Genomic DNA, 20,833 nt, shown 5'->3' with positions numbered 1-20,833 from the left:
GATCGGTTACGCGAGGGAAAGCGCCTGGCTCGGGCAGATGTGCACGGCCGTGCGCGCGTTCTCCTCCGCCTTGTCCCCCTCGGGTTCCGCGACCAGCACGATGACCGTCCCGTCGTCCTCGCTCTGATCGAAGAGCTCGGGGTCGGTGAGCACGCACTGGCCCGCGCCCACACACCGGCCGGTGTCCGCGATGATCTTCATGGCTCCTCCTACCAGGTGACCGGAAGCGCGTGGAGGCCGTAGATCGACGAGTCGTGCTTGAACGGCAGTTCGTCGACCGGAACGGCGACCCGGATGCCCGGGATACGCCGGAACAACGTATCGAACACGATCTGGAGTTCCAGCCGCGCGAGATTCTGGCCGAGACACTGGTGTGCCCCGAAGCCGAACGCCACGTGGTGCCGCGCGCCGCGTTCGATGTCGAAGGCGTCGGGGTTCTCGAAGCCCTCCGGGTCGTGGTTGCCCGCGTTGCTCAGGCCGATGACGCCGTCACCCGCGCGGATGAGCGTGCCGCCGATCTCGACGTCCGCCGTGGCGAAGCGCGAGGTGGCTACCTCCGCGATGGTGTGGACCCGCAGGAGTTCTTCGATGGCGGGAAGAGTCTTGTCCGGGTCGGCCTTGATCTTCGCCAGCTGATCGGGGTTCTCCAGCAGGGTCACCGTGCCGAGCGAGATCATGTTCGCCGTCGTCTCATGTCCGGCGACGAGCAGCAGGAACGCCAAGCCGACGAGTTCCTCGTGATCGGCTTCGCCGGATTCCCGCTGCTTCAGGATCTGGCGGCCGAGGAGGTCGTCCTCGGTGGGGTTCGCTTCTTTCTTGGTGACGAGTTCGTCGAGATAGTTCTCGAGTTGTTCGAACCCCGCCTGCCGTTCTTCGGGACTGGTGTCCCGATTGAGCATCTTGGAGCTGCAGGACTGGAAGAACTCGTGGTCCGCATAGGGAACGCCGAGCAGTTCGCAGATCACCAGCGACGGAACCGGCAGCGAAAGCGCTTTGACGAGGTCGGCGGGCTTCGGGCCGGCGAGCAGGGCGTCGATGTGCTCGTCGACGATCTGCTGGATCCGCGGCTCCAGCGCCTTCATGCGCTTGACCGTGAATTCTCCGACGACCTCACGCCTGGCCCTGCCGTGCTCCGGGGGGTCCATCGCGATGAGGGACGGCCGGAACTTGTTGTCGTCCTGGCGGATCGGCCGCGGCACCATCAGCGGGAACGACGGATTCCGCCGGTCCGAACTGAAATGCGGGCTGCTCAGCATTTCTCGGATGTCTTCGAGCCTGGTCAGCGCCCACGCTGTTTGCCCGGAAGGCAGGCTGACACGCGAAATCGGACTTTCCTCGCGAAGCTTCTGGTACTCCGGAGGCGGCGAAAACGGGCACTTTCGCTCCAACGGCAGAGTGGCGGTGGTTTCCTCGACGTCGGTCATCGGGTCGTCCTTCCCCGGGTGTCGGGTGAGTACGGGTGAAATCGGACAGGGGCCCCATAGAACGTATGCGGATGGTTTTATTCCGCTTATCTCACCAAGGTACTCAAGTGGAGACAGGTCGTCCACTCGCGAAGGGGTGGTTCCGCGTGAAGCGTGAAGTGCCCGTTCGTCCGTGCGAGAATCACGGCGCCGCGACACCCGTGAGAGGCGAGGACCATGACAGCCGACCCCGAGACCCCCTTGCGTGCCGACGCGCGCCGGAACCGGGATCAGATCCTGGCCGCCGCCCGGGTGATCTTCGCTGCTCAGGGCGCCGAGGTCCCCATGGAGGAGATCGCGCGCGCGGCGGGCGTGGGTGTCGGCACGCTCTACCGGCGTTTCCCGGACCGGGACGCGCTGATCCGGGCGGTCGCCGTCGACAACTTCGACAGGGTCCTCAGGGACGCGAAGGCGGCGAAGGACCAGGAGTCCTCTGACTGGGACGCCCTGATCCGGCTGCTGCACCAATCGATGGAACTTCAGCTGAGCATTCAGCTCGCGATGGTGTCCCCGCGGGCGCTGGCGATCCTCAAGAGCGATCCGGCGATCAAGGCCCTGCGTGACGATCTGCTGGTGGTGCTGGAGGGTTTCGTCCGGGGCGCGCAGGCGGAGGGCAGGCTCCGGACGGACGTCGGCACCGGCGACGTCGCGATGTTGTTCGCGACCTTGCTCCGGCAGATGCCGGGCAAGGGCCACGAGGTCGCGCGGATGGCGACCCGGCGCTGCATCGGGATCATGATCGACGGGCTGCGGGCCGATCGGAACGGCTCACTGCCGGGTCGCGCCCTGACCGGCGCCGACCTGGACCCGGACCGCCCCCCGCGCCCCTGAGGCGTCGCCTTTAGCGGGCTAAACGCGACGGCCTCAGGACGGGGCACCGATCGCGTTTAGCGGGCTAAACGCGACACCTTCGGGACGCCACCTCATGCATTTAGAGGACTAAATGCATGAGGTGGGGTGGGGGTCAGACGCCCAGGGGGTGCCAGACGGTCTTCGCTTCCAGGTACCGCCGCAGCCGCGCGATGTCGGCGTCGGCCGTCCAGTCCGGCTCGGTGTCCGGCACGGTCAGGACGCGCTTCACGGTGCCTGCGGCGTCGCGGGCCAGGTCCGCCCAGGCGGACGGCTCCGCGCCTGTCGGGTCGAGGGCGTTGACGTCCCCGTGCGACGCGAGCCACGAACCCAGCTCCGACGCGCGGCCGGTCAGGATGTTCGCCACCCCGCCGGGCAGGTCGGACGTGGCCAGGACCTCCGACAGGGTGATCGCGGGAAGCGGCCGCTCCGCGCTGGAGACGACCACCGCCGTCGAGCCCGTCGCCAGCACCGGCGCCAGCACGCTCACCAGACCCAGCAGCGACGACTGCTGCGGCGCCAGCACCCCGACGACACCGGTCGGCTCGGGCACGGTGAAGGAGAAGTACGGGCCCGCGACGGGGTTGGCCGCGCCGAGTACGGTCGCGATCTTGTCCGTCCAGCCCGCGTACCAGACCCAGCGGTCGATCGAAGCGTCCACAAGGGACTGTGCCTTCTTCGCCGCGACGCCTTCGGACGCCGAAACCTCCGCGACGAACTGCTCGCGGCGGCCCTCCAGCATCTCCGCCACCCGGTAGAGCACCTGGCCGCGGTTGTACGCCGTCGCCGACGACCAGCCGCCGAAAGCCTTGCGGGCGGCCGAAACCGCGTCACGGACGTCCTTGCGGGACGCGTGCGAGGCATTGGCGAGGAACTTGCCCTTGGCGTCGGTGACCGGGTACACGCGGCCGGATTCCGAGCGGGGGAACTTGCCGCCGATGTAGAGCTTGTAGGTCTTCGCCACCGAAATACGGTCAGACATCGAGGTAGGCCTCCAGTCCGGTGCGTCCGCCTTCGCGGCCGAAACCCGACTCCTGGTAGCCGCCGAACGGCGCGGCGGGATCGAAGCGGTTGAAGGTGTTGGCCCAGACGACGCCGGCGCGGAGCTGGTTCGCCATCCATAGGATGCGCGAGCCCTTCTCGGTCCAGATTCCGGCGGAGAGCCCGTACGGCGTGTTGTTCGCCTTGGTGACGGCTTCGTCCGGCGTGCGGAAGGTCAGCACCGAGAGCACCGGCCCGAAGATCTCCTCGCGGGCGATCCGCATCGACTGCTGCACGTCCGAGAACACCGTGGGAGCGAAGAAGAACCCGCGTTCCGGCACCGGGCACGGGCTGGTCCAGCGCTGCGCGCCCTCGGCGTCGCCGGATTCCACCAGGCCCTTGATCTTCGCGAGCTGTTCGGCGGAGTTGATCGCGCCGATGTCGGTGTTCTTGTCCAGCGGGTCGCCCAGCCGCAGCGTGGAAACGCGGTGGTGGAGCTTCGCGAGCAGCTCCTCGGCGATGGACTCCTGCACCAGCAGCCGGGAGCCCGCGCAGCAGACGTGGCCCTGGTTGAAGAAGATCCCGTTGACGATCCCCTCGACGGCCTGATCCAGCGGAGCGTCGTCGAAGACGACGTTCGCCGCCTTGCCGCCCAGTTCCAGGGTCAGTTTCTTCGCACTGTCCGCGATCTGGCGCTGGATGGCCTTGCCGACCTCGGTCGAGCCGGTGAAGGCGACCTTGTTCACGTCGCCGTGGCCCACCAGCGCGGCGCCGATGTCCCCGGCGCCGGGCAGGATGTTGACCACGCCGGGCGGCAGTTCGGCCTGCTGGCAGATCTCCGCGAACACCAGCGCCGTCAGCGGCGTGGTCTCCGCGGGCTTGAGCACCACGGTGTTACCGGTGGCCAGCGCGGGCGCGATCTTCCACGCCAGCATGAGCAGCGGGAAGTTCCACGGGATGACCTGGCCCGCGACACCGAGCGGCTTCGGGTTCGGGCCGTAGCCCGCGTAGTCGAGCTTGTCGGCCCAGCCCGCGTGGTAGAAGAAGTGCGCGGCCGCCGTCGGCACGTCGGAATCCCGCGATTCCTTGATCGGCTTGCCGTTGTCGAGACTCTCCAGCACGGCCAGCTCCCGCGACCGCTCCTGGATCAGGCGCGCGATGCGGAACAGGTACTTGGCGCGTTCGGACCCCGGCATCTTGGACCAGACACCGTTGTACGCCTTGCGTGCCGCCTTCACCGCCGTGTCCACATCGGACACCGACGCGGTGCCGACCTCGGCGAGCACCTCTTCGGTGGCGGGGTTGATCGTTTTGAGCGGCTCACCGGAGCCGTCGACGAATTCGCCGTTCACGAACGGCCGGTACTGCGACTTGAGGTTCGCGAGATCGCGCGATTCGGGCGCGGGCGCGTACTCGAAGATGCCCATGGTCAGTCCACCGTCACGTAGTCGGGACCGCTGTAGTGGCCGTCGGCCTGGGTGCGGCGCTGCAGCAGGAGGTCGTTGAGCAGGCTGGACGCCCCGAACCGGAAGAGGTCCGGCGTCAGCCACTGCTCGCCGGCGACCTCGTGCACCGCGACCAGGTACTTGATCGCGTCCTTGGTCGTCCGGATGCCACCGGCGGGTTTGACGCCGCGCAGTTCGCCGGTCTGGACGAACCAGTCGCGGACGGCCTGCAGCATCACGTGGGTGACCGGCAGGGTCGCGGCGGGCGAGACCTTGCCGGTGGAGGTCTTGATGAAGTCGCCGCCCGCCAGCAGCGCGAGCCAGGACGCGCGGCGGACGTTGTCGTAGGTGGCCAGCTCGCCGGTTTCGAGGATGACCTTGAGGTGAGCACTGCCACAGGCGGCCTTGATGGCCTGGATCTCCTCGAAGACCTCCAGGTAGCGGCCCTCCAGGAAGGCGCCCCTGTCGATCACCATGTCGATCTCGGCGGCACCGGCGTCGACGGCGATCTTGGTGTCGGCCAGCTTGACCTCGCGGCTCGTGCGGCCGGCCGGGAAGCCGGTGGCGACACTCGCGACGTGGATGCCGGTGCCGTGCAGCGCCTCGACAGCCGTCTCGACCATGTCCGGGTACACGCAGACGGCCGCGACCTTGGGGGTGTCCGGCCGCTCCGGATCCGGCCGCTTGGCCTTCGCGGCGAGCGCGCGGACCTTGCCCCGGGTGTCGGCGCCTTCGAGGGTCGTCAGGTCGACCATCGAGATCGCGGTGTCGATCGCCCAGAGCTTGGCGGCCTTCTTGATACTGCGCGTGCCGAGGCCCGTCGCCCGCTGCTCGACGCCGACCTGGTCGACACCGGGCAGCCCGTGCAGGAACCGGCGCAGGCTCGCCTCGTCGCGAGTCGCGTCCGTCAGCGGCGCCGGGGTTGCCGTCGCCGCTGACGAGCTGGTCGTAGCTGTCATACGGGTGAGTGTAAGCGGCCTACAGGCTGGGCACCGGCGCCTGGGCGACCGCCCTGGTCGGGACCACCGGCGAGCAGAACTCCGAGATCATCGGCAGCTGACGCTTGAGCGAGGCGTCCGGCGACGCGGTGAGGTCCACGGTGGCCAGCGTGGAGATGTCCTTGCCGGACTCGTCGTGGAAGCTGAGGGTGTTGAACCCCGGCAGGTCACCGCCGTGACCCCAGACGGTGATGTCCTCCGCGCAGCCGCCCGCGGCCTTGAGGTTCAGTTTCATCAGGCCGAGCCCGTATTCGAGGGCACCGCCCGCCGGGACCGTCTTCTTCATCTGGGCCAGCAGGTCCGCGGGCAGCAGGCGGCCGCCGAGCAGGGCCTCGAAGAAGCGGTTGAGGTCCTTGCCCGAAGACACCATCCCGCCCGCGCCGAAGTAGCGCGAGTAGTTGTAGGTCGTGACGTCGGTGAGGCCGCGCGGCGCGTCGTACAGCTGCTCGTAGCCGTGCGCGGCCGGTTTGAGCAGGAACGGGAAGTCGCGGGGGAGCCAGGTGTCGCGCAGGTGCAGCGGCCCGGTGACGCGCTCGGCCAGCGCGCGCTCCAGCGGCTTGTGGGTGGTCTTCTCGACCAGCAGGCCGAGGACGTTGTAGCCGGTGTTGGAGTACGCCCAGCCTGTGCCGGGCTTGAACTGCAGCGGCTGCTTCGTCACGCTCAGGCGGATCTGGTCGTCGCTGTCGAAATGCTCGAAGCGCTCGGTGTCCACCTCCGGCCCGGACGCCCAGGTGTCCTCGGGGAGCAGGTCGCGCGGGAGGCCGCTGGTGTGCTGCAGCAGCTGCCGGACGGTGATCGGCTCCGGATACGGCAGCAGCCCCGGGAGGTAGCGCTGGACGGGCTCGTCCAGCCCGACGCGCTTTTCGGCGACCAGCTGCAGCACCAGTGTCGCGACGAACACCTTGGACACACTCGCGATCCGCCAGCGGCCGGACGCGTCGGGCTTACCGGGCCGGGTGATGTCCGCGACACCGCTGACACCGCGGAAGTCGTCGGCGACCGCGACCATGCCGGGAATGCCCGCGGCCACCGCCTCGTCCATCGCGGTCTGGCGCGGATCGGCCTTCCCGGCGGCCGCCGCCGGCAGCGCGGTGACGGAAAGTGTTACGGCACAAGCGATCGCGACAAGTGTTCGGCGCATCGGATGCATCCCCCCAGTTCGGCTCAGGCTTCCAGTTCGGGTGTGTCCCTCTTGCGTGGTTTCCGTTTGACGACGACGCCGCCCCAGAATGCGAGCCCGGTGATCTTCACCGTCGGCGCCGTCGGTGGCGCGGCGGGCGTACCGGCGCGGTCCTCCAGTTCGAAGGCACCCATGAAGCCGATTCCGGTGACGTCCACGTTGATGTCGTCGGGCACGATGATGTCGATCCCGCCCATGATCGCGACCGCGGTGATCGTCGAATGCTTCTCGGCGAACCGCGCGTGCCGCAGGTCGAGCTCGGCGCCGCCCCAGAAGGCGAAACTGTTGTGCTGCGGCGGGACGACCCAGCTGCCCTTGCGCGACGCGCCGGACAGGACGGCGATCGAGGCGCCGGAGCCGGGGTGGCCGCCGATCCGGTCGTCGGGCAGGCCGAGCGCGCGCGAGGCCGACGGCTGGATCGCCGTGCTGGACCGCGGCAGATCCGCGGTGACCGGCTTGAGATCGCCCACCGTCTTGGCCGCGTAGACGGTGGTGAGCCGCTCTTCCAGCTCGTTGATGGTGATACGCCCTTCGGACATCGCCAAGTGCAGCACCTGCGCGACCTGTTCGCGGTCGGCGTCGGAGATGCGCATCTGTTCGGGGCCGGGCAGGGCTGGCTCTTCGCTCACGCGCAGGAGCCTAGCGCCGGGAGGAGGGCCGGGCGTCCATCTTTCGGCCGACAATGGGATTCTGCCGTGATGGGGAACTCACTACCTGGTGCGATCGAACTGCCGGACGGGGTCAAGGTGCGGGGACGGGGCCTGGGGCGCCCTTGGCCCGAGGGACCGGCACCGGATTTCGGGCTGTATCTGGGCGGGGCGAAGCTGCGCCGGAAACACGACCACAAGCTGGACTGGGACCACGAATGGATCCGCTGGCCCGACTTCCTGCTGCCGGCGGACCGGGCGGAGGCGCGGCGGCAGATCGTCGCCCTCCACGCCAGGGCGGCGGCGGGGGAGGCCGTCGAGGTCGCCTGTTACGGCGGGGTCGGGCGGACCGGGACGGTGATCTCGTGTCTGGCCACCCTTTCCGGGCTGTCCGCCGACGAGGCCGTGGCGTGGGCGCGGGCGAACCACCACGAACGTTCGGTGGAGATGCCGTGGCAGCGCCGCTGGGTCGGCTGGTTCGCGCGACAGGCGTGAGGAGATAAGTTGACCGGCATGGATGTGCACGTCGTTGATCACCCGCTGGCCAAGGCCAGGCTTTCCACCATGCGCGACGCGCGCACCGACAGCGCGGCGTTCCGGGCGGCCCTGCATGAGCTGACGGTCATGCTCGTCTACGAAGCCACGCGCGACATCCCTGTCCGTATCGAGCGGATTCACACGCCCGTCGCCCGCACCGACGGTTACGCGCTGGCCAGCCCGCCCTTGCTCGTGCCGGTGCTGCGGGCCGGGCTGGGGATGGCGGATCAGGCGCACAAGCTGATCCCGGACGCCCAGATGGGGTTCGTCGGGCTCGCCCGCGACGAGGAGACGCTCAAGCCGACGCCGTACCTGGAGTCGCTGCCCGAATCGCTCGCCGACCGGCCGGTGATGGTGCTCGATCCGATGCTCGCGACCGGCGGCTCGATGGAGTACACGATCCGGTTGCTCACCGACCGGGGCGCCACCGACGTCACCGCGATCTGCGCGCTCGCGGCTCCCGAGGGCATCGAGCACCTCAAGAAGACCGGGCTGCCGGTGCGGGTGGTGACCGCGAGCATCGACGAGCGGCTCAACGACTCCGGCTTCATCGTGCCCGGCCTCGGGGACGCGGGGGACCGCCAGTACGGCGCCGTCTGACCCGGCGCCGTCTGACCCCGCTGCGCCCGGATCGCCTTTCGCCCGCTAAACGCGCTCCGCCAGGCGACGCGTCCAGAGGACTGAACGCGTTCTACCGGGTGCGCCTTTAGCGGGCTAAACGCGATCTGGCGGGGAGCGCGTCCAGAGGACTGAACGCGTTCTGCCGGGTGCGCGTTTAGCGGGCTAAACGCGACGCGTCAGCGGCGCAGCCAGCCGGAGGCGTTCGCCCGCACCGCGGTCTCGTAGGCCTCGCTCACGGTGAACTCCTCCGGCAGGTTCCCGTTCAGCTCCAGCGACACGAGGCCGTGCACGAAACCCCAGCAGGCCACCGTGACGACCTCGGGCGCGACGTCGGCGAAGACGCCGTCCGCGACGGCCTTGCGGATCGTCTCCTCCAGCGGCGCCATCGTGGCGCGCGCCTGCTCGGACGTCTCGTCCGCCGGCTCGAACCCCGGCACCGACTTCGTGAACATGATCGCGTAGAGGTGCGGATCGGCCAGCGCGCTCTCCCGGTACGCGACGCCGAGCCGCACCAGGTCCTCGACCGCGTCACCCGTCAGCGTGACCCCGGACATCCGCAGGCCGAAGCGCCGGAAGCCCTCGGAAAACAGCGCGCTGACCAGATCCGTCTTCCCGCCGAAGAGTGAATAAACCGCGGTGGTGGAGGTGCCGACGTCGGCGGCCAGCTTGCGGAGGCTGAGCGCCTTCGGGCCGTCGGCCGAGATCAGCTCACCGGCGCGGTCCAGTAGCTTCAGCCGGAGGTTCTCGTCGTGCGTTCTGGGGCGGGGCATGCGCCCAGCGTAACGCAACGCTGTTATCAATCGCTCGGATTCGGAGTTGACCTGGAGCGCACTCCAGGTCGTAGTGTCGTCGACATGAGCTACTCGATAGCGGAAGCCGCGCGACGTAGCGGGTTGTCCATCGACACCCTCAGGTACTACGAGCGCATCAAACTCGTCGAGCCCCCGGCCCGGGACGCCGCGGGGCGCCGCGCCTACTCCGATGAGGACCTCGGGTGGCTCGGGTTCCTGACCAAGCTACGGCTGACCGGCATGCCCATCAAACGCATGCGGGAGTACGCCTCCCTGCGCCATCACGGATCGGCGAGCGCGGGACGGCGCAAGGCGATCCTCGTCGACCAGCGCAAATCGGTCGCCGACCGGATCGCCGAGCTGCAGGCCTGCCTCGACATCCTCGACTACAAGATCGACCACTACGACCAGGTGGAACGCAAGGTGCTCGGCACCGGAGCCACCATGGAGGGAATTTCAGCGTGATCAGCACCAGGAGGCTCGGCGGTCTGGAAGTCGGGGCACAAGGACTCGGCTGCATGGGGATGAGCACCGCCTACGGCGTCCAGGACGACGACACGGAGTCGATCGCCACCGTCCACCGCGCCCTCGAACTGGGCGTGACCCTGCTCGACACCGCGGACGTCTACGGCGCCGGCGCGAACGAAGAGCTGGTCGGCCGGGCGATCGCGGGCAAGCGGGACCAGGTCGTGCTGGCGACCAAGTTCGGCATCGTCTGGGACCAGGACGGTGGGATGTCCGCTCGCGGCGACGCGGCGTACGTCAAGCAGAGCTGCGAAGAGTCTCTTCGCCGGTTGAACGTCGACCACATCGACCTCTACTACCAGCACCGCGTCGATCCGAACACCCCGGTCGAGGAGACCTGGGGAGCGCTCGCGGAGCTGGTGGACGAGGGGAAGATCCGCTTCGCCGGTATCTCCGAGGCCGGCGCCGAGACGATCCGCCGCGCGCACGCCGTCCACCCGGTGACGGCCCTGCAGAGCGAATGGTCCCTGTGGACGCGCGGCATCGAAGGCGAGATCCTCTCGACCGTCCGTGAGCTGGGGATCGGCATCGTGCCGTTCTCGCCGCTCGGCCGCGGTTTCCTCACCGGCGGCGTGACGTCGGTGAAGGACCTGCCCGAGGACGACATGCGCCGCAACCTGCCGCGCTTCGCCGAGGGCAACTTCGAGCGCAACATGGCGATCGTCGAGGCGCTGCGCGCGCTGGCCGAGCAGAAGGGCGTCACCGCGGGCCAGCTGGCCCTGGCGTGGGTGCAGGCCAAGGGCGACGACGTCGTGCCGATCCCGGGCACCAAGCGGCGCAAGTATCTCGAAGAGAACGCCGCCGCCGCCGAGCTGGAACTGTCCGAAGAGGACATCGCGGCCATCGAAAAGGCGGCGCCCGCCGAGGCGATCGCCGGTGAGCGTTACCCGGAGCGGCTCGCCCGCGCCGCCGGCAAATAACCTCCGAAGAATTGCGAGAGAAATCATGACGGGTTCGACGCTGCCCACCCGCAGGCTCGGCACGCTGGAAGTCGGCGCGCAGGGGCTCGGTTGCATGGGCATGAGCGAGTTCTACGGTCAGGGTGACGACACCGAATCGATCGCGACGATCCACCGCGCGATCGAGCTGGGTGTCACCCTGATCGACACGGCGGACATGTACGGCTTCGGCCGCAACGAGGAACTGGTCGGCCGCGCCCTGGCGGGCAAGCGGGACAAGGTCGTGCTGGCGACCAAGTTCGGCATCGTGCGCGACGAGGCGGACCCCATGAAGCGTGGGATCCGGGGCGATGAGTTCTATGTGCGCCAACAGGTCGAGGCGTCGCTGCGCCGCCTGAACGTCGACCACATCGATCTGTACTACCAGCACCGCGTCGACCCGAACGTGCCGATCGAGGAGACCGTGGGGGCGTTGTCCTCTCTCGTCGAGCAGGGGAAGATCCGCCACATCGGGCTGTCCGAAGCCGGTCCGGAAACGATCCGGCGGGCGCACGCCGTGCATCCGGTGACGGCGGTGCAGACGGAATGGTCGCTGTGGTCCCGCGACATCGAGAACGAGGTCGTTCCGGTCTGCCGTGAGCTGGGCGTCGGCCTGGTACCGTATTCGCCGCTCGGTCGCGGCTTCCTCACCGGCCGGTTCAAGTCCAAAGAGGACTTCGCCGAAGGTGACTTCCGGCAGACGGCGCAACCGCGCTTCGCCGACGGGAACCTCGAACGGAACCTGGCGATCGTCGAGGCACTGCGGGCCCTCGCCGAGCGAAAGGGTGTCACCGCCGGTCAGCTGGCGCTGGCGTGGGTGCAGGCCCAAGGCGAGGATGTCGTGCCGATTCCGGGTACGAAGCGGCGGAAGTACCTCGAAGAGAACGTCGCGGCTGTCGGCCTCGAGCTGACGGCCGAGGACGTGGCCGAGATCGAGGAGGCGGTACCGGCCGACGCGGTGGCCGGGCAGCGTTATCCCGACGAGGGAATGCGCCTGGTTTCGCGCTGAGCACGAACGAAAAACCGGCGCCGGGCGGACCGGCGCCGGTTTTTCGTTGTCAGAGAAGGGAAGTGACCGTCGAAACCGCTTCGTCGACGGTCACGGTCCGCTGCTCGCGGGTCGCGAGACTGCGGACCGTCACGTTCCCGGCGTCCCAGTCCTCCTGGCCGACGATCACCACGGCCCGCGCCCCGGCCTTGTCGGCACGCGTGAGTTCCTTGCCCAGCTTGCGAAGCTCGATGGGCGTGGACGTCCGCAGCCCGGCCTTGCGCAGCCGCCCGGCGACCTCGCGCGCGGCCCCGGTGAGCTCTTCGACCACCGGGATCACCACGACATCGGCCTCGCTGCGCGGTTTCGGCGTCAGCTCGTGGGTGTCGAGGAAGTCGATCAGCGTGACATCGCCCATGCCGAAGCCGATCCCGGGGATCTGCTGCGAGGTGAACAACGACGCCAGGTCGCTGTACCGGCCGCCGCCGAACAGCGCGCGGCGGTTCTCCGGAGAGGTGTCGAAGACCTCGAACACGGTCGACGTGTAGTACGCGAGACCGCGCACGATCATCGGATCGAATTTGATCAGGTCCGCGGCGCCGCTGCCGAGCACCTTCACCAGGTTCGAGTTCTCCTTGACCTGCTCGGGAAGCTCGTCGAGCAACGCGGTGCCGGCCGCCAGTACCTCGGTCAGCTTCTCGAACTGCTTGTCGGTCAGGCCCGCTTCGGCCGCGGTGTCGCTCAGCTTCGTGCGGTCCGACTTCTCCCACCGGTCCACCAGGGTGAACACCTGCGGCAGCTGCTCGGGCGTCACGCCGACGATGTCGGTGAGCGCCGAGGAGAGCAGGTTCCGGTCGTTGGCCCGCACCTGGAACATGTCCGGGGTCGCCCCGAGCGCGCCCATCATGTCGTGGACGAGTTCGAAGATCTCGATCTCGGCGTTCGCGCTGTCCGAACCGAAGATGTCCGCGTTGATCTGCCAGTGCTCGCGGACCCGGCCCCGCTGCGGCCGCTCGTAGCGGTGGCAGTTCGGGTGGCTGTACCAGCGCACCGGGAACTGGAGCGACTTCGCGTTGCCCGCGATCATCCTGGCGACCGACGGCGTCATCTCCGGGCGCAGGGCCAGCCGCTCACCGCCCTTGGTGGTCAGCGTGTACAGCTGCTGGTCCGCGATCTCCTGCCCGGACTTCCGCTCGTAGATCTCCGCGGGTTCGAGGATCGGGCCGTCGTAGCGGAGGAAACCGCGCAGTTCGAGCACGTCGTAGAGATGGCCGAACACCTGCGTCCGGACGGACATCTCGGCGGGCAGGAAGTCGCGGGTCCCCTTGACGGGGGTGGTCGGCAGGTATTCAGGCACGTCAGCAAGCTTAACGAGCCGGTCCCAGCCATTTTGTCAGGGGAAGGCCACGCCGTACGCGGTGGTCAGGATCTCGGCCGCGAGCAGGACGGCCCCGGCGCTGGTGACCCGTCCGCCGAGCTTGCCCTTTCCCGGCAGCAGGTGCAGGAAGAAGCCGCCGGACTGGGCGAGCACGCCGAACAGCAGCAGGAAGCACACGATCCACCGCGCGGTGCCGCCGAGCCCGGTCCGGTCGAGGATCTGCAGCGCGACCAACGCCAGGACCAGCAGGACACCGGCGTGGGCGTGACCCGCGCGGAACATCCCTCGCTGGTGCTCGGTCAGTTTCCGGTCGCGCAGGACACCCATCAGGGCGTATCCGCCGTACATCACCGTCGGCAGCGAAACGAGCGCGATGACGGTGAACAGCCTGATCGGGCCTTCCATGGTTCTTCCCTTCGTGGCGGGGCGGGAGGACAACGATAACACTGTTTTAAAACACTGTCACCAAAGTTGGCGTCCCACTTCCGGGATCAGGCCCGGGAGCCGCGCGCGAGGACGAGACGGACGTCGCGAAGAGCGGAAAGGTCTTTGAGCGGGTCGCCGTCGACGACCAGGACGTCGGCGCTCAGGCCGGGCGCGAGGCGGCCCGTGACGTCGCCGAGGCCCAGTCCGGCGGCGCTGTCCTCGGTCGCGATCTCCAGGATCCGGCGACGACCGAACCCGAGCCATTCGTAGAGTTCGAGAGCGCCCACCGGATCGTCGAAGACCGAACCGGGCAGCCCGGCGTCCGTCCCCGACAACAGCGGCACACCCAGTTCTTCCAACCAGGACAGCCGTCCGTAGACGTTCTTCGCGAGGTCTTCGCCCATGCGCTCGGCCAGCATCCGCCAGTTGCGGCTGCTGGTCGAACACGCCGCGATCCCTTCGGCGGCCATGCGCTTGGCGACGCCTTCGCGCCTGTCCTGCCGCTGGGGGCCGGTCATCCAGGTGCAGTGCTCGATCGTGCGGACGCCGGCCTCGACCGACGCTTCGATCGCGTCGGCGCCGTGGGCGTGCGCGGCGACCGGGAGCCCGTGGCGCGCCGCGTGGCCGACGATCAGGCGGAGCGCGCGGACGTCGAACTGGGATTCCCACATGTCGGCGCCGCCTTCGGTGATCTGACCGCCGCTGGCCATCACCTTGATGACGTCGGCGCCGGCGGCGGCGTTCGCGTCGATCAGGGTACGGATGGCGTCGTCGTCGGCGACCTCTCCGCCGAAGAAGTGGCAGTGTCCATTGGGGACGGTCAGCGGCGAACCCGCGGTCAGCAGACGCGGGGCCGTCACGCCATCGGCGTCCAGCTCCGCCCGGACCCGGGCGCCGAGGGCGGCACGATCGCCGAGGTCCCGCACCGTCGTGACCCCGCTGCGCAGCAGGCGATCCAGCCGTTCTCGCGCGCCCGCGCGCAAGGCGGCGTCGTCGCTCGCCAGGAAGTTCGGGAGCATTTCGCGGGTGGCGTCGAACGTCAGATGCACGTGGGCGTTGAACAGGCCGGGCATCAGCGTCGCGCCGGGGAAGTCGAGCTTCTCGGCGTCCGGTGCCGCCTGTGCGGCGACTTCGGCGCGCGGGCCCGCCGCGAGGATCCGGTCGCCTTCGACGAGAACGGCGCCGTCTTCGGCAGGCGTGCCGGGACGCGTCAGTATCCGGCTCGCCGTCAGCAGCAGCTGCAAGGTCACGCCCCGTTCCGGGATACGGCGGCCGAAAGCGCGAGCAACGGCCGTACGTCGGATTCGATGTCCGCGGCGCCGCCCGGGAGCACGAGTTTCGCCCGCCCGTCGGTCTTTTCGCCCGCGGCTTGCCTGGCGATCGCCGTCTTCAACGCTTCCGCCGCGGCCTGGGGATCGTCGACGGCGAGTGCGGTGAGGTCGGTTTCCAGGTAGGGGCTCAGCTGCACGAGCCCGTCACGGATCTCGATCACCCGGCGGTAGTACCGGCGGTGGATCGTGCGCGGACGCCATCGCTCCCACGGCCCCTGCGGCGTCGTCCGGAGCACGATGTTGGGGTAGACCTCGGCCAGCGCGGTCCACAAGGGCGTGAGCCGTTCGTGGTGGAGGCGGTGCTGGCGACGGCGTCGCAGCGCCGCGAACCGGGCGCGTGCGCCGGGATAGGTGATCCCCGCGAGGAAGAGCACGATGCCGAGGAGCACCAACGGGACGGCGACGGTGAGCAGCGGCGGGACCGACGGCCCGAACGCCCACGCGATCACGATGTAGAGCGCGCGGAAGACGCTGCCCGCGGAAAGGCAGAGCAGTCCGGCGGCGCTGAGTTTCAGGCCGGTCCTCAGATGCCTGTCCGCGGTGCGGATGTACCGGAAGATCCAGAGCGCGCAGGCGGAAAGGCCGTAGATCAGGTACAGGCCGGCCCCGAGGTAGAACAACGCCACACCGGGCTCGTGCACGAGCTTCGGGCTCAGCGCGAGCCCGCGGGCTTCGGGTGGCGTGATGGCCATCGCGGCCAGCATCAGCGCGATCGCGGCGGACAGCGGGACCAGCTCGAAGAGGACCCGTCGTGGCCTGCGCGGGCCGAGCGCGGAGCCGAGGAAGACGATCAACAGTGCGCAGACGCCGAAGGCGAGCAAGACGTTGTTGACAAGACGGCCGGTGCCCTTGCCCGTCAGCCCGTCGAGCCAGGTGGAGATGACCTTCTGCTGGGAGAGGAAGGACCCCGCGACGCAGACGATCGTGATGGTGATCGCCCAGTTCGGCAGGACGCGCGGCGCCCGGTACGTCTGGTAGATCCGCCAGGCGAGCGCGGTCGCGAACAGGACCATCGCCACGACGTTGAGAGGGGAGAACAGCGAGTTCACAGCCACCCTTGATGATCGCCCAGCGCGCCTTGGACGCGGCGGACGTCATCGTCGTCGGCGCGACGGGGGATCGTGTAGTTCAAGACCGACGCCCATTCGAGGATGATCGTCGCCACGGTCTCGGCTTCCCATTCGTGGGCCTCATCGTAGGAGGTGCGGCGTAACGCGCGATGGACGGCGTCGCCGTCGAGGCCCGGTGCCGGACCACGCAGGAAGTCGGCGGGTTCGGCGTCGCCGCCGGGGTGGTGATCGGCGAGCATATGCCCGAGTTCGTGCAGGATGATGTGGTCCTGGTGGGACTTCGTGGTCTCCTGCTGGAAGAAGATGTAGTCCGCAGAGCCGGTCGCGATCCAGCAGCCGAACGGGCCGGGCACCTCCAGCGGATACGGCATCAGCCGGATCGGCCTGCCGCGCTGTTCGCCGAGCCGCTCGCACAGCACGCCGACGTCGAGCGGCGGTTCGATGTCGAGGTTGTTCAGCATCTTCCGGCAGCGTTTGCGGAGTTCGCGTTCCTTCATCGCTTCTCGCCGGGGTGGTCGCGTTCGGCGGCGCGTTCGTACCGTTCGACGAGGTCCAGCAGGTCCATGACCTGACGGCGGCCCTGCGGGGAAAGCTCCTGCGCGCGCATGGCCATGAGCTTGGCCTCCCCGACGGGTTGCGGTTCCTGGTCTTCGAAGAAGTAGGTGATCGGGACCCCGAAGAGTCTCGCGAGCGCTTCGACGTAGTGGATCTTCGGATTGATCCGCTTGCCGGTGGCGAGCTGCTGGAGGTACGCGGGCGACATCGCGGGGCCGCCGGCGCGGTCGATCGCCGCGGACAGCTCGCGATAGCTGTGCGGGGCGCCTTCGTCCGCGCGCACCGAGTCGATCAGCGCGCTGAGCTTCTGGGCGAAGGTCTGGTGCGACGACATGACCCCCCGTTCGTTCCCTGGTCCCGTTGCGTAGTTGGAGTGTAACGCGATTCGGCCTGTCCGCAGCTGTTGACAGGCCCTGTATGCAGTGGTTTACAGTTGTCAAGCGGTTTCGTACCGTGTCCGGGCCTCTCTCTCCGGAATCCGTGCCCTGGGGGTGCACGGAGTACGGAGTGAGAGGCGTTTTTCCCGGTGGGTGCACAAGATCGTGCTGGATGTAGTACGCTTCGGTAGCCAAGGTTGATCGCCATCACGGCGAACCCTTGGCCTAGGCCTGTTGCCGGAGGTCGACCCCCAGGGCTTCCGGTGACAGGCCCCTTACTTTTTCCGGCCTTTCGCAGTTAGCGGGCTAAATGCGATCGTTCGGGTCGCTAACCACCGCATCCAGAGGACGAAACGCGTGGTGCGGGTTCGCCGGCCGTCGCGTTTAGCGGGCTAAACGCGACGCGGGTCAGGGCATCAGGGTGGCGGCGAGGGTGCCGCCCAGGTCGAAACAGGCCTCCAGGTCCGCTTTGCCCGGTTCGCCGGTGACGAGCACCGGGGCGGCCGCGCGTTCCCAGCCGAGGCCGGTGGTGATGCCCTCGATCCCGCGCACGGTCCCGGCGGTGTCGTTGTTGCCGTGCACGAAGAGACCGAACGGCCGCCCCGCGTGGAATCCAGGCACGGGTAATAGACGGTGTCGAAGAAGTGCTTCAGCGCCCCCGACATGTAGCCGAGGTTCGCCGGGGTGCCGAGCAGGTACCCGTCCGCTTCGAGGACGTCGGGCACGGTCGCGCCCAGCGCCGGACGGCGCACCACGTCGACGCCCTCGATGTCCGGATGGTTCGCGCCGGAGAGCACGGCTTCGAACATCGCCTGCGTCGAGGGCGACGGCGTGTGGTGAACGATCAGCAGCTTCGCCATGGGCCGATTGTCAGCTCAGCCGGGCCTCGATGTCGGCCCGGAGCGCGGCCAGCCGGGCGTCCGCCGTGGCGCGCGCTTCGGCGAGGTCACCCGCGACAGCCTGCTTCACCTGCAGATACGCCTTCAGCTTCGGCTCGGTCCCGGACGGCCTGATCACGACGCGCACGCCGTCACCGGTCAGGCGGAGGACGTCGGCGTCGGGCAGGAGGTCCTCCATCGTGACGTCGGTGCCGCCGATCGACGCCGGGGGAGCGGCACGCAGCCCGGCCATCAGCTTCTCCCGCACCGACAGATCGGTGACCCGCAAGGAGACCTGGTCCGTCATGTGCACCCCATGCCGGAGGGCGAGTTCGTCGAGGACGTCCAGCGGGCCGCGGCCCGCTGCGCGCAGCGAAGCGGTCAGCCCGGCGGCGAGCACGGCGGCGGAGATGCCGTCCTTGTCACGCACGAAACCGGGGTTCACGCAGAGGCCGAGCGCCTCTTCGTAGGCGAACACCAGTCCCTCGCCCGCGCGGACAAGCCATTTGAACCCGGTCAGCGTCTCCGCGTAGCGCGCTCCGAACTCCTTCGCGATCTCGCCGAGCATCGACGACGACACGATCGTCGTGGCCACCAGCGGATCGGCGTTGTCCACAGTGGACAGGACATGCCAGCCGAGCAGGACGCCGGTTTCGTCGCCCCGCAGCATCCGCCACGAACCGTCCCGCATACGTACGCCCAGCGCGCAGCGGTCAGCGTCGGGGTCGAGCGCGATCGCCAGGTCGGCGTCCACTTCGGAGGCCAGTGCCAGCAGGAGATCCGTCGCGCCCGGTTCCTCCGGGTTCGGGAACGAGACCGTCGGGAAGTCCGGATCCGGAGCCGCCTGCTCGGACACCTGAAGCAGATCGGTGAACCCGGCGCGTTCGAACGCCGCGCGCAGGGTCTCCGCCCCGACGCCGTGCAGCGCCGTCGCGGCGACCTTGACCTCGCGTTCCGGGCCGCGCGGGAGAAGCGCGACCTTGGCGAGATAGGCGTCCAGGAGTTCGTCGCCCAGAACCTCGGCACCCGGCGCGCGCGGCACGCTGATCGCCGGGGTGGCGGCTTCGATGGCCTGCTCGATCTGGCCGTCCGACGGCGGGACGATCTGGCCGCCGGTCGCGTCGTAAAGCTTGTAGCCGTTGTCGGCCGGGGGATTGTGCGACGCGGTGATCTGGATGCCCGCGACCGCGCCGAGTTCCAGTACGGCGAAGGCGAGCACTGGCGTGGGTAGCGGCCTCGGCAGCACCTTCACCGCGAATCCGGCGGCCGTCAGCACCTCGGCGGCGGCCGCGGCGAAGGCCTCCGAACCGTGCCGCGCGTCGCGGCCGACCACCACGACGCCGCCCCCATGTCCTTGCGCGGTCAGCCAAGCCGCGACCCCGGCCGTCGTGCGGGTCACGACCGCCACGTTCATCCCGTTGGGGCCCGCGCGCACCGGACCGCGCAGCCCGGCGGTGCCGAACTCGAGCGGGCCCGCCATCCGGTCCGCGAGTTCGTCCGCCGCGTCGGCTTCGCCGCCCATCGCGCGGGCGAGGATGTTCTGCAGTTCGACGCGGGAGTCGTCGTCCGGATCGTCGGCGATCCAGCGGAACGCCTGATCCCTGAGAACCGGGGTCAAAGAAGTCGTCACCGAGTCAGCCTACGGGTACGTTGGGGAGGGTGCGATTGATCTTCACTTCTCTGGTGAGTCATGGTCATCTCTATCCCCTACTACCGCTCGCCGTCGCCGCGCGCGACGCCGGGCACGACGTCCTGTTCGCCACGGGTGACGACATGCGTCCCGCCGTTGAAAAGGCGGGTCTGGCCACGGAAAGCGCCGGATTCGGGATGCGTGAGGCGTTCGAATCGTTCTTCGGTCCGGATGCCCCGCCTCGTGACCCGAAGGCCCCGCCCGAGTCGTTCTATCCGGTTATCGGGCAGGTGTTCGGAAAGGTACTGCCCCGGCGCTTCGTCGCCGATCTGACGCCGTTGTTCGAACGGCACCGGCCGGATCTGGTCGTTTACGAAAGCGGAAACGCGGGTGGCGCCATCGCCGCCCGGCTCGCCGGGATCCCCGCGATCGGGCACGGTTTCGGCCGCGTTTCGCCGGGCGAGGTCATGGACATCATCAACGGCCGCCTCGTGGAATACGCGAAGGAGATCGGATTCGACGGCCCCGAACCGCCCACGTTCGGGGATCCGTATATCGACATCTGCCCGGAATCGGTGCAGTCGTCCGAATTCCTGGCCCGGACGAACAGGATTCCGTTGCGTCCCGTCGGCTGGGCCGAACCCGGCGATCTCCCGGCCGGTGTGCTGGGGCGCGACAAGAGCCGTCCGCTGGTCTACCTGACGCTCGGCACCGCTTTTGGTGACGAGGGCGTGTTGAAACAGGCCATCAGTGGCCTGGCTCGGCTCGAAGCGGACGTCGTGGTCGCCGCGGGTCCGACGGTGGATCCGGCGCAACTGGGCGAAGTCCCGGGCAACGTGCGGGTCGAGGCATGGGTGCCGCAGGCCGATCTCCTGCCGCATGTCGATCTCGTGGTCCACCACGGTGGGAGCGGGACGACGCTGGGGGCTTTCGGCGCGGCCCTGCCCCAGCTGGTGCTTCCGCAGGGGGCGGATCAGTTCACGAACGCCGAAGCCGTTGTCGCGGCCGGAGTGGGCGCCCAGCTGATCGGCCCGGACGTCACGGGAGACGCCATTTTCGAGAAGGCGCGCGACCTGCTGGCCGACGACGGCGTCCGCTCGGCGACGCGGAAGCTGGCCGACGAGGTCGCCGCGATGCCGTCGCCCGCGGAGGTCGCCCAGCGGCTTCCCGACTACGCGGGCTGACCTGACGGCTCGCGACGGGGATCGCGGTTAGCCCGCTAAAC

The 20,833-nt window shown here is 68.9% G+C and carries 22 protein-coding genes and 1 pseudogene; 7 read left to right on the top strand and 16 right to left on the bottom strand.

The genetic code is table 11. The annotated features are described in order from the left end of the window. Positions 1 to 6: 6 nt before the first annotated feature. Positions 7 to 201 (bottom strand): ferredoxin, encoded by a 195-nt coding sequence (locus tag SD37_RS36840; RefSeq protein ID WP_044854486.1) that lies wholly within the window; start codon positions 199 to 201, stop codon positions 7 to 9. An 8-nt stretch (positions 202 to 209) separates the two neighbouring features. Beyond that, positions 210 to 1,424 (bottom strand): cytochrome P450, encoded by a 1,215-nt coding sequence (locus SD37_RS36835; protein ID WP_044854487.1) that lies wholly within the window; start codon positions 1,422 to 1,424, stop codon positions 210 to 212. A 216-nt stretch (positions 1,425 to 1,640) separates the two neighbouring features. Here SD37_RS36835 and SD37_RS36830 point away from each other — a divergent pair, with 216 nt between their 5' ends. Next, the gene (locus tag SD37_RS36830) at positions 1,641 to 2,294 is read left to right on the top strand and encodes a TetR/AcrR family transcriptional regulator (protein ID WP_044854488.1); all 654 of its coding nucleotides are present in this window, start codon (positions 1,641 to 1,643) and stop codon (positions 2,292 to 2,294) included. A gap of 133 nt (positions 2,295 to 2,427) precedes the next feature. On the opposite strand, the gene SD37_RS36825 is transcribed toward SD37_RS36830, so the two are convergent. Genes SD37_RS36825 through SD37_RS36805 form a run of 5 tightly spaced genes read right to left on the bottom strand, consistent with a single transcriptional unit; the run spans position 2,428 to position 7,509 of the window. Continuing rightward, on the bottom strand, positions 2,428 to 3,294 hold the full coding sequence (locus SD37_RS36825; protein WP_044854489.1) for an aldehyde dehydrogenase family protein: 867 nt from the start codon (positions 3,292 to 3,294) through the stop codon (positions 2,428 to 2,430). Continuing rightward, positions 3,287 to 4,720: an aldehyde dehydrogenase family protein gene (locus SD37_RS36820; protein ID WP_044854490.1), complete on the bottom strand. Its 1,434-nt coding sequence runs from the start codon at positions 4,718 to 4,720 to the stop codon at positions 3,287 to 3,289. The genes SD37_RS36825 and SD37_RS36820 overlap by 8 nt, the downstream gene beginning before the upstream one ends. Positions 4,721 to 4,722: 2 nt before the next feature. Continuing rightward, a complete protein-coding gene (deoC, locus tag SD37_RS36815) occupies positions 4,723 to 5,697 on the bottom strand; it encodes a deoxyribose-phosphate aldolase (RefSeq protein ID WP_044854491.1) in 975 nt (324 codons plus the stop codon). 19 nt (positions 5,698 to 5,716) lie between these two features. Next, positions 5,717 to 6,877, bottom strand: coding sequence for a serine hydrolase domain-containing protein (locus SD37_RS36810; RefSeq protein WP_044854754.1), 1,161 nt, complete (start codon positions 6,875 to 6,877; stop codon positions 5,717 to 5,719). Between the two features lie 23 nt (positions 6,878 to 6,900). Further along, entirely contained in the window at positions 6,901 to 7,509 is a 609-nt protein-coding gene (locus SD37_RS36805; protein WP_044854492.1) for a DUF1707 SHOCT-like domain-containing protein, read from the bottom strand. 105 nt (positions 7,510 to 7,614) lie between these two features. Here SD37_RS36805 and SD37_RS36800 point away from each other — a divergent pair, with 105 nt between their 5' ends. Both SD37_RS36800 and upp read left to right on the top strand, forming a co-directional pair. Beyond that, a complete protein-coding gene (locus SD37_RS36800) occupies positions 7,615 to 8,058 on the top strand; it encodes a protein-tyrosine phosphatase family protein (RefSeq protein ID WP_174567885.1) in 444 nt (147 codons plus the stop codon). Positions 8,059 to 8,076: 18 nt separating this feature from the next. Next, positions 8,077 to 8,700, top strand: a complete 624-nt coding sequence (gene upp, locus SD37_RS36795) for a uracil phosphoribosyltransferase (protein WP_037315855.1) — start codon at positions 8,077 to 8,079, stop codon at positions 8,698 to 8,700. Between the two features lie 197 nt (positions 8,701 to 8,897). Here the strand turns inward: upp and SD37_RS36790 are convergent, their stop codons facing one another. Then, positions 8,898 to 9,491, bottom strand: a complete 594-nt coding sequence (locus SD37_RS36790) for a TetR/AcrR family transcriptional regulator (RefSeq protein ID WP_037315864.1) — start codon at positions 9,489 to 9,491, stop codon at positions 8,898 to 8,900. A gap of 84 nt (positions 9,492 to 9,575) precedes the next feature. Here SD37_RS36790 and SD37_RS36785 point away from each other — a divergent pair, with 84 nt between their 5' ends. The 3 genes from SD37_RS36785 to SD37_RS36775 are packed head-to-tail and all read left to right on the top strand — an operon-like array spanning position 9,576 to position 11,984. Then, positions 9,576 to 9,977, top strand: a complete 402-nt coding sequence (locus SD37_RS36785) for a MerR family transcriptional regulator (RefSeq protein ID WP_037315867.1) — start codon at positions 9,576 to 9,578, stop codon at positions 9,975 to 9,977. Further along, entirely contained in the window at positions 9,974 to 10,957 is a 984-nt protein-coding gene (locus tag SD37_RS36780; RefSeq protein ID WP_065913051.1) for an aldo/keto reductase, read from the top strand. Before SD37_RS36785 ends, SD37_RS36780 begins: the two co-directional genes overlap by 4 nt. A gap of 25 nt (positions 10,958 to 10,982) precedes the next feature. Further along, positions 10,983 to 11,984: an aldo/keto reductase gene (locus tag SD37_RS36775; RefSeq protein WP_044854756.1), complete on the top strand. Its 1,002-nt coding sequence runs from the start codon at positions 10,983 to 10,985 to the stop codon at positions 11,982 to 11,984. Positions 11,985 to 12,033: 49 nt separating this feature from the next. On the opposite strand, the gene hisS is transcribed toward SD37_RS36775, so the two are convergent. The 8 genes and pseudogenes from hisS to SD37_RS36735 form a co-directional block, all read right to left on the bottom strand. Next, a complete protein-coding gene (gene hisS, locus SD37_RS36770) occupies positions 12,034 to 13,320 on the bottom strand; it encodes a histidine--tRNA ligase (protein ID WP_065913050.1) in 1,287 nt (428 codons plus the stop codon). A 36-nt stretch (positions 13,321 to 13,356) separates the two neighbouring features. Beyond that, positions 13,357 to 13,746 carry a hypothetical protein gene (locus SD37_RS36765; protein ID WP_044854494.1) on the bottom strand — a complete coding sequence of 130 codons (390 nt, stop codon included), beginning with the start codon at positions 13,744 to 13,746 and terminating at the stop codon, positions 13,357 to 13,359. 86 nt (positions 13,747 to 13,832) lie between these two features. After that, the gene (locus tag SD37_RS36760; RefSeq protein ID WP_044854495.1) at positions 13,833 to 15,017 is read right to left on the bottom strand and encodes an amidohydrolase family protein; all 1,185 of its coding nucleotides are present in this window, start codon (positions 15,015 to 15,017) and stop codon (positions 13,833 to 13,835) included. Next, the gene (locus SD37_RS36755; protein WP_044854496.1) at positions 15,014 to 16,147 is read right to left on the bottom strand and encodes an MAB_1171c family putative transporter; all 1,134 of its coding nucleotides are present in this window, start codon (positions 16,145 to 16,147) and stop codon (positions 15,014 to 15,016) included. Before SD37_RS36755 ends, SD37_RS36760 begins: the two co-directional genes overlap by 4 nt. Then, positions 16,144 to 16,665: a hypothetical protein gene (locus SD37_RS36750; RefSeq protein WP_037315885.1), complete on the bottom strand. Its 522-nt coding sequence runs from the start codon at positions 16,663 to 16,665 to the stop codon at positions 16,144 to 16,146. The genes SD37_RS36755 and SD37_RS36750 overlap by 4 nt, the downstream gene beginning before the upstream one ends. Next, entirely contained in the window at positions 16,662 to 17,057 is a 396-nt protein-coding gene (locus SD37_RS36745; RefSeq protein ID WP_044854497.1) for a helix-turn-helix domain-containing protein, read from the bottom strand. Before SD37_RS36745 ends, SD37_RS36750 begins: the two co-directional genes overlap by 4 nt. A 451-nt stretch (positions 17,058 to 17,508) precedes the next feature. Continuing rightward, positions 17,509 to 17,960 (bottom strand): annotated as a pseudogene (locus SD37_RS36740) (flavodoxin family protein). Between the two features lie 10 nt (positions 17,961 to 17,970). Beyond that, positions 17,971 to 19,608 (bottom strand): phospho-sugar mutase, encoded by a 1,638-nt coding sequence (locus SD37_RS36735; RefSeq protein WP_044854498.1) that lies wholly within the window; start codon positions 19,606 to 19,608, stop codon positions 17,971 to 17,973. 29 nt (positions 19,609 to 19,637) lie between these two features. Here SD37_RS36735 and SD37_RS36730 point away from each other — a divergent pair, with 29 nt between their 5' ends. Next, positions 19,638 to 20,792, top strand: coding sequence for a glycosyltransferase (locus SD37_RS36730; protein ID WP_044854499.1), 1,155 nt, complete (start codon positions 19,638 to 19,640; stop codon positions 20,790 to 20,792). The last annotated feature ends 41 nt before the right edge of the window (positions 20,793 to 20,833 follow it).

Source organism: Amycolatopsis orientalis (assembly GCF_000943515.2).
GTDB lineage: Bacteria > Actinomycetota > Actinomycetes > Mycobacteriales > Pseudonocardiaceae > Amycolatopsis > Amycolatopsis orientalis.
This window is presented reverse-complemented; position numbering and strand designations above follow the sequence as displayed.

Coding starts and splice junctions, on each gene's coding strand:
- SD37_RS36840 (WP_044854486.1), bottom strand. CDS start 201: ATGAAGATCATCGCGGACACCGGCCGGTGTGTGGGCGCGGGCCAGTGC.
- SD37_RS36835 (WP_044854487.1), bottom strand. CDS start 1,424: ATGACCGACGTCGAGGAAACCACCGCCACTCTGCCGTTGGAGCGAAAG.
- SD37_RS36830 (WP_044854488.1), top strand. CDS start 1,641: ATGACAGCCGACCCCGAGACCCCCTTGCGTGCCGACGCGCGCCGGAAC.
- SD37_RS36825 (WP_044854489.1), bottom strand. CDS start 3,294: ATGTCTGACCGTATTTCGGTGGCGAAGACCTACAAGCTCTACATCGGC.
- SD37_RS36820 (WP_044854490.1), bottom strand. CDS start 4,720: ATGGGCATCTTCGAGTACGCGCCCGCGCCCGAATCGCGCGATCTCGCG.
- deoC (WP_044854491.1), bottom strand. CDS start 5,697: ATGACAGCTACGACCAGCTCGTCAGCGGCGACGGCAACCCCGGCGCCG.
- SD37_RS36810 (WP_044854754.1), bottom strand. CDS start 6,877: ATGCGCCGAACACTTGTCGCGATCGCTTGTGCCGTAACACTTTCCGTC.
- SD37_RS36805 (WP_044854492.1), bottom strand. CDS start 7,509: ATGCGCATCTCCGACGCCGACCGCGAACAGGTCGCGCAGGTGCTGCAC.
- SD37_RS36800 (WP_174567885.1), top strand. CDS start 7,615: ATGGGGAACTCACTACCTGGTGCGATCGAACTGCCGGACGGGGTCAAG.
- upp (WP_037315855.1), top strand. CDS start 8,077: ATGGATGTGCACGTCGTTGATCACCCGCTGGCCAAGGCCAGGCTTTCC.
- SD37_RS36790 (WP_037315864.1), bottom strand. CDS start 9,491: ATGCCCCGCCCCAGAACGCACGACGAGAACCTCCGGCTGAAGCTACTG.
- SD37_RS36785 (WP_037315867.1), top strand. CDS start 9,576: ATGAGCTACTCGATAGCGGAAGCCGCGCGACGTAGCGGGTTGTCCATC.
- SD37_RS36775 (WP_044854756.1), top strand. CDS start 10,983: ATGACGGGTTCGACGCTGCCCACCCGCAGGCTCGGCACGCTGGAAGTC.
- SD37_RS36765 (WP_044854494.1), bottom strand. CDS start 13,746: ATGGAAGGCCCGATCAGGCTGTTCACCGTCATCGCGCTCGTTTCGCTG.
- SD37_RS36750 (WP_037315885.1), bottom strand. CDS start 16,665: ATGAAGGAACGCGAACTCCGCAAACGCTGCCGGAAGATGCTGAACAAC.
- SD37_RS36745 (WP_044854497.1), bottom strand. CDS start 17,057: ATGTCGTCGCACCAGACCTTCGCCCAGAAGCTCAGCGCGCTGATCGAC.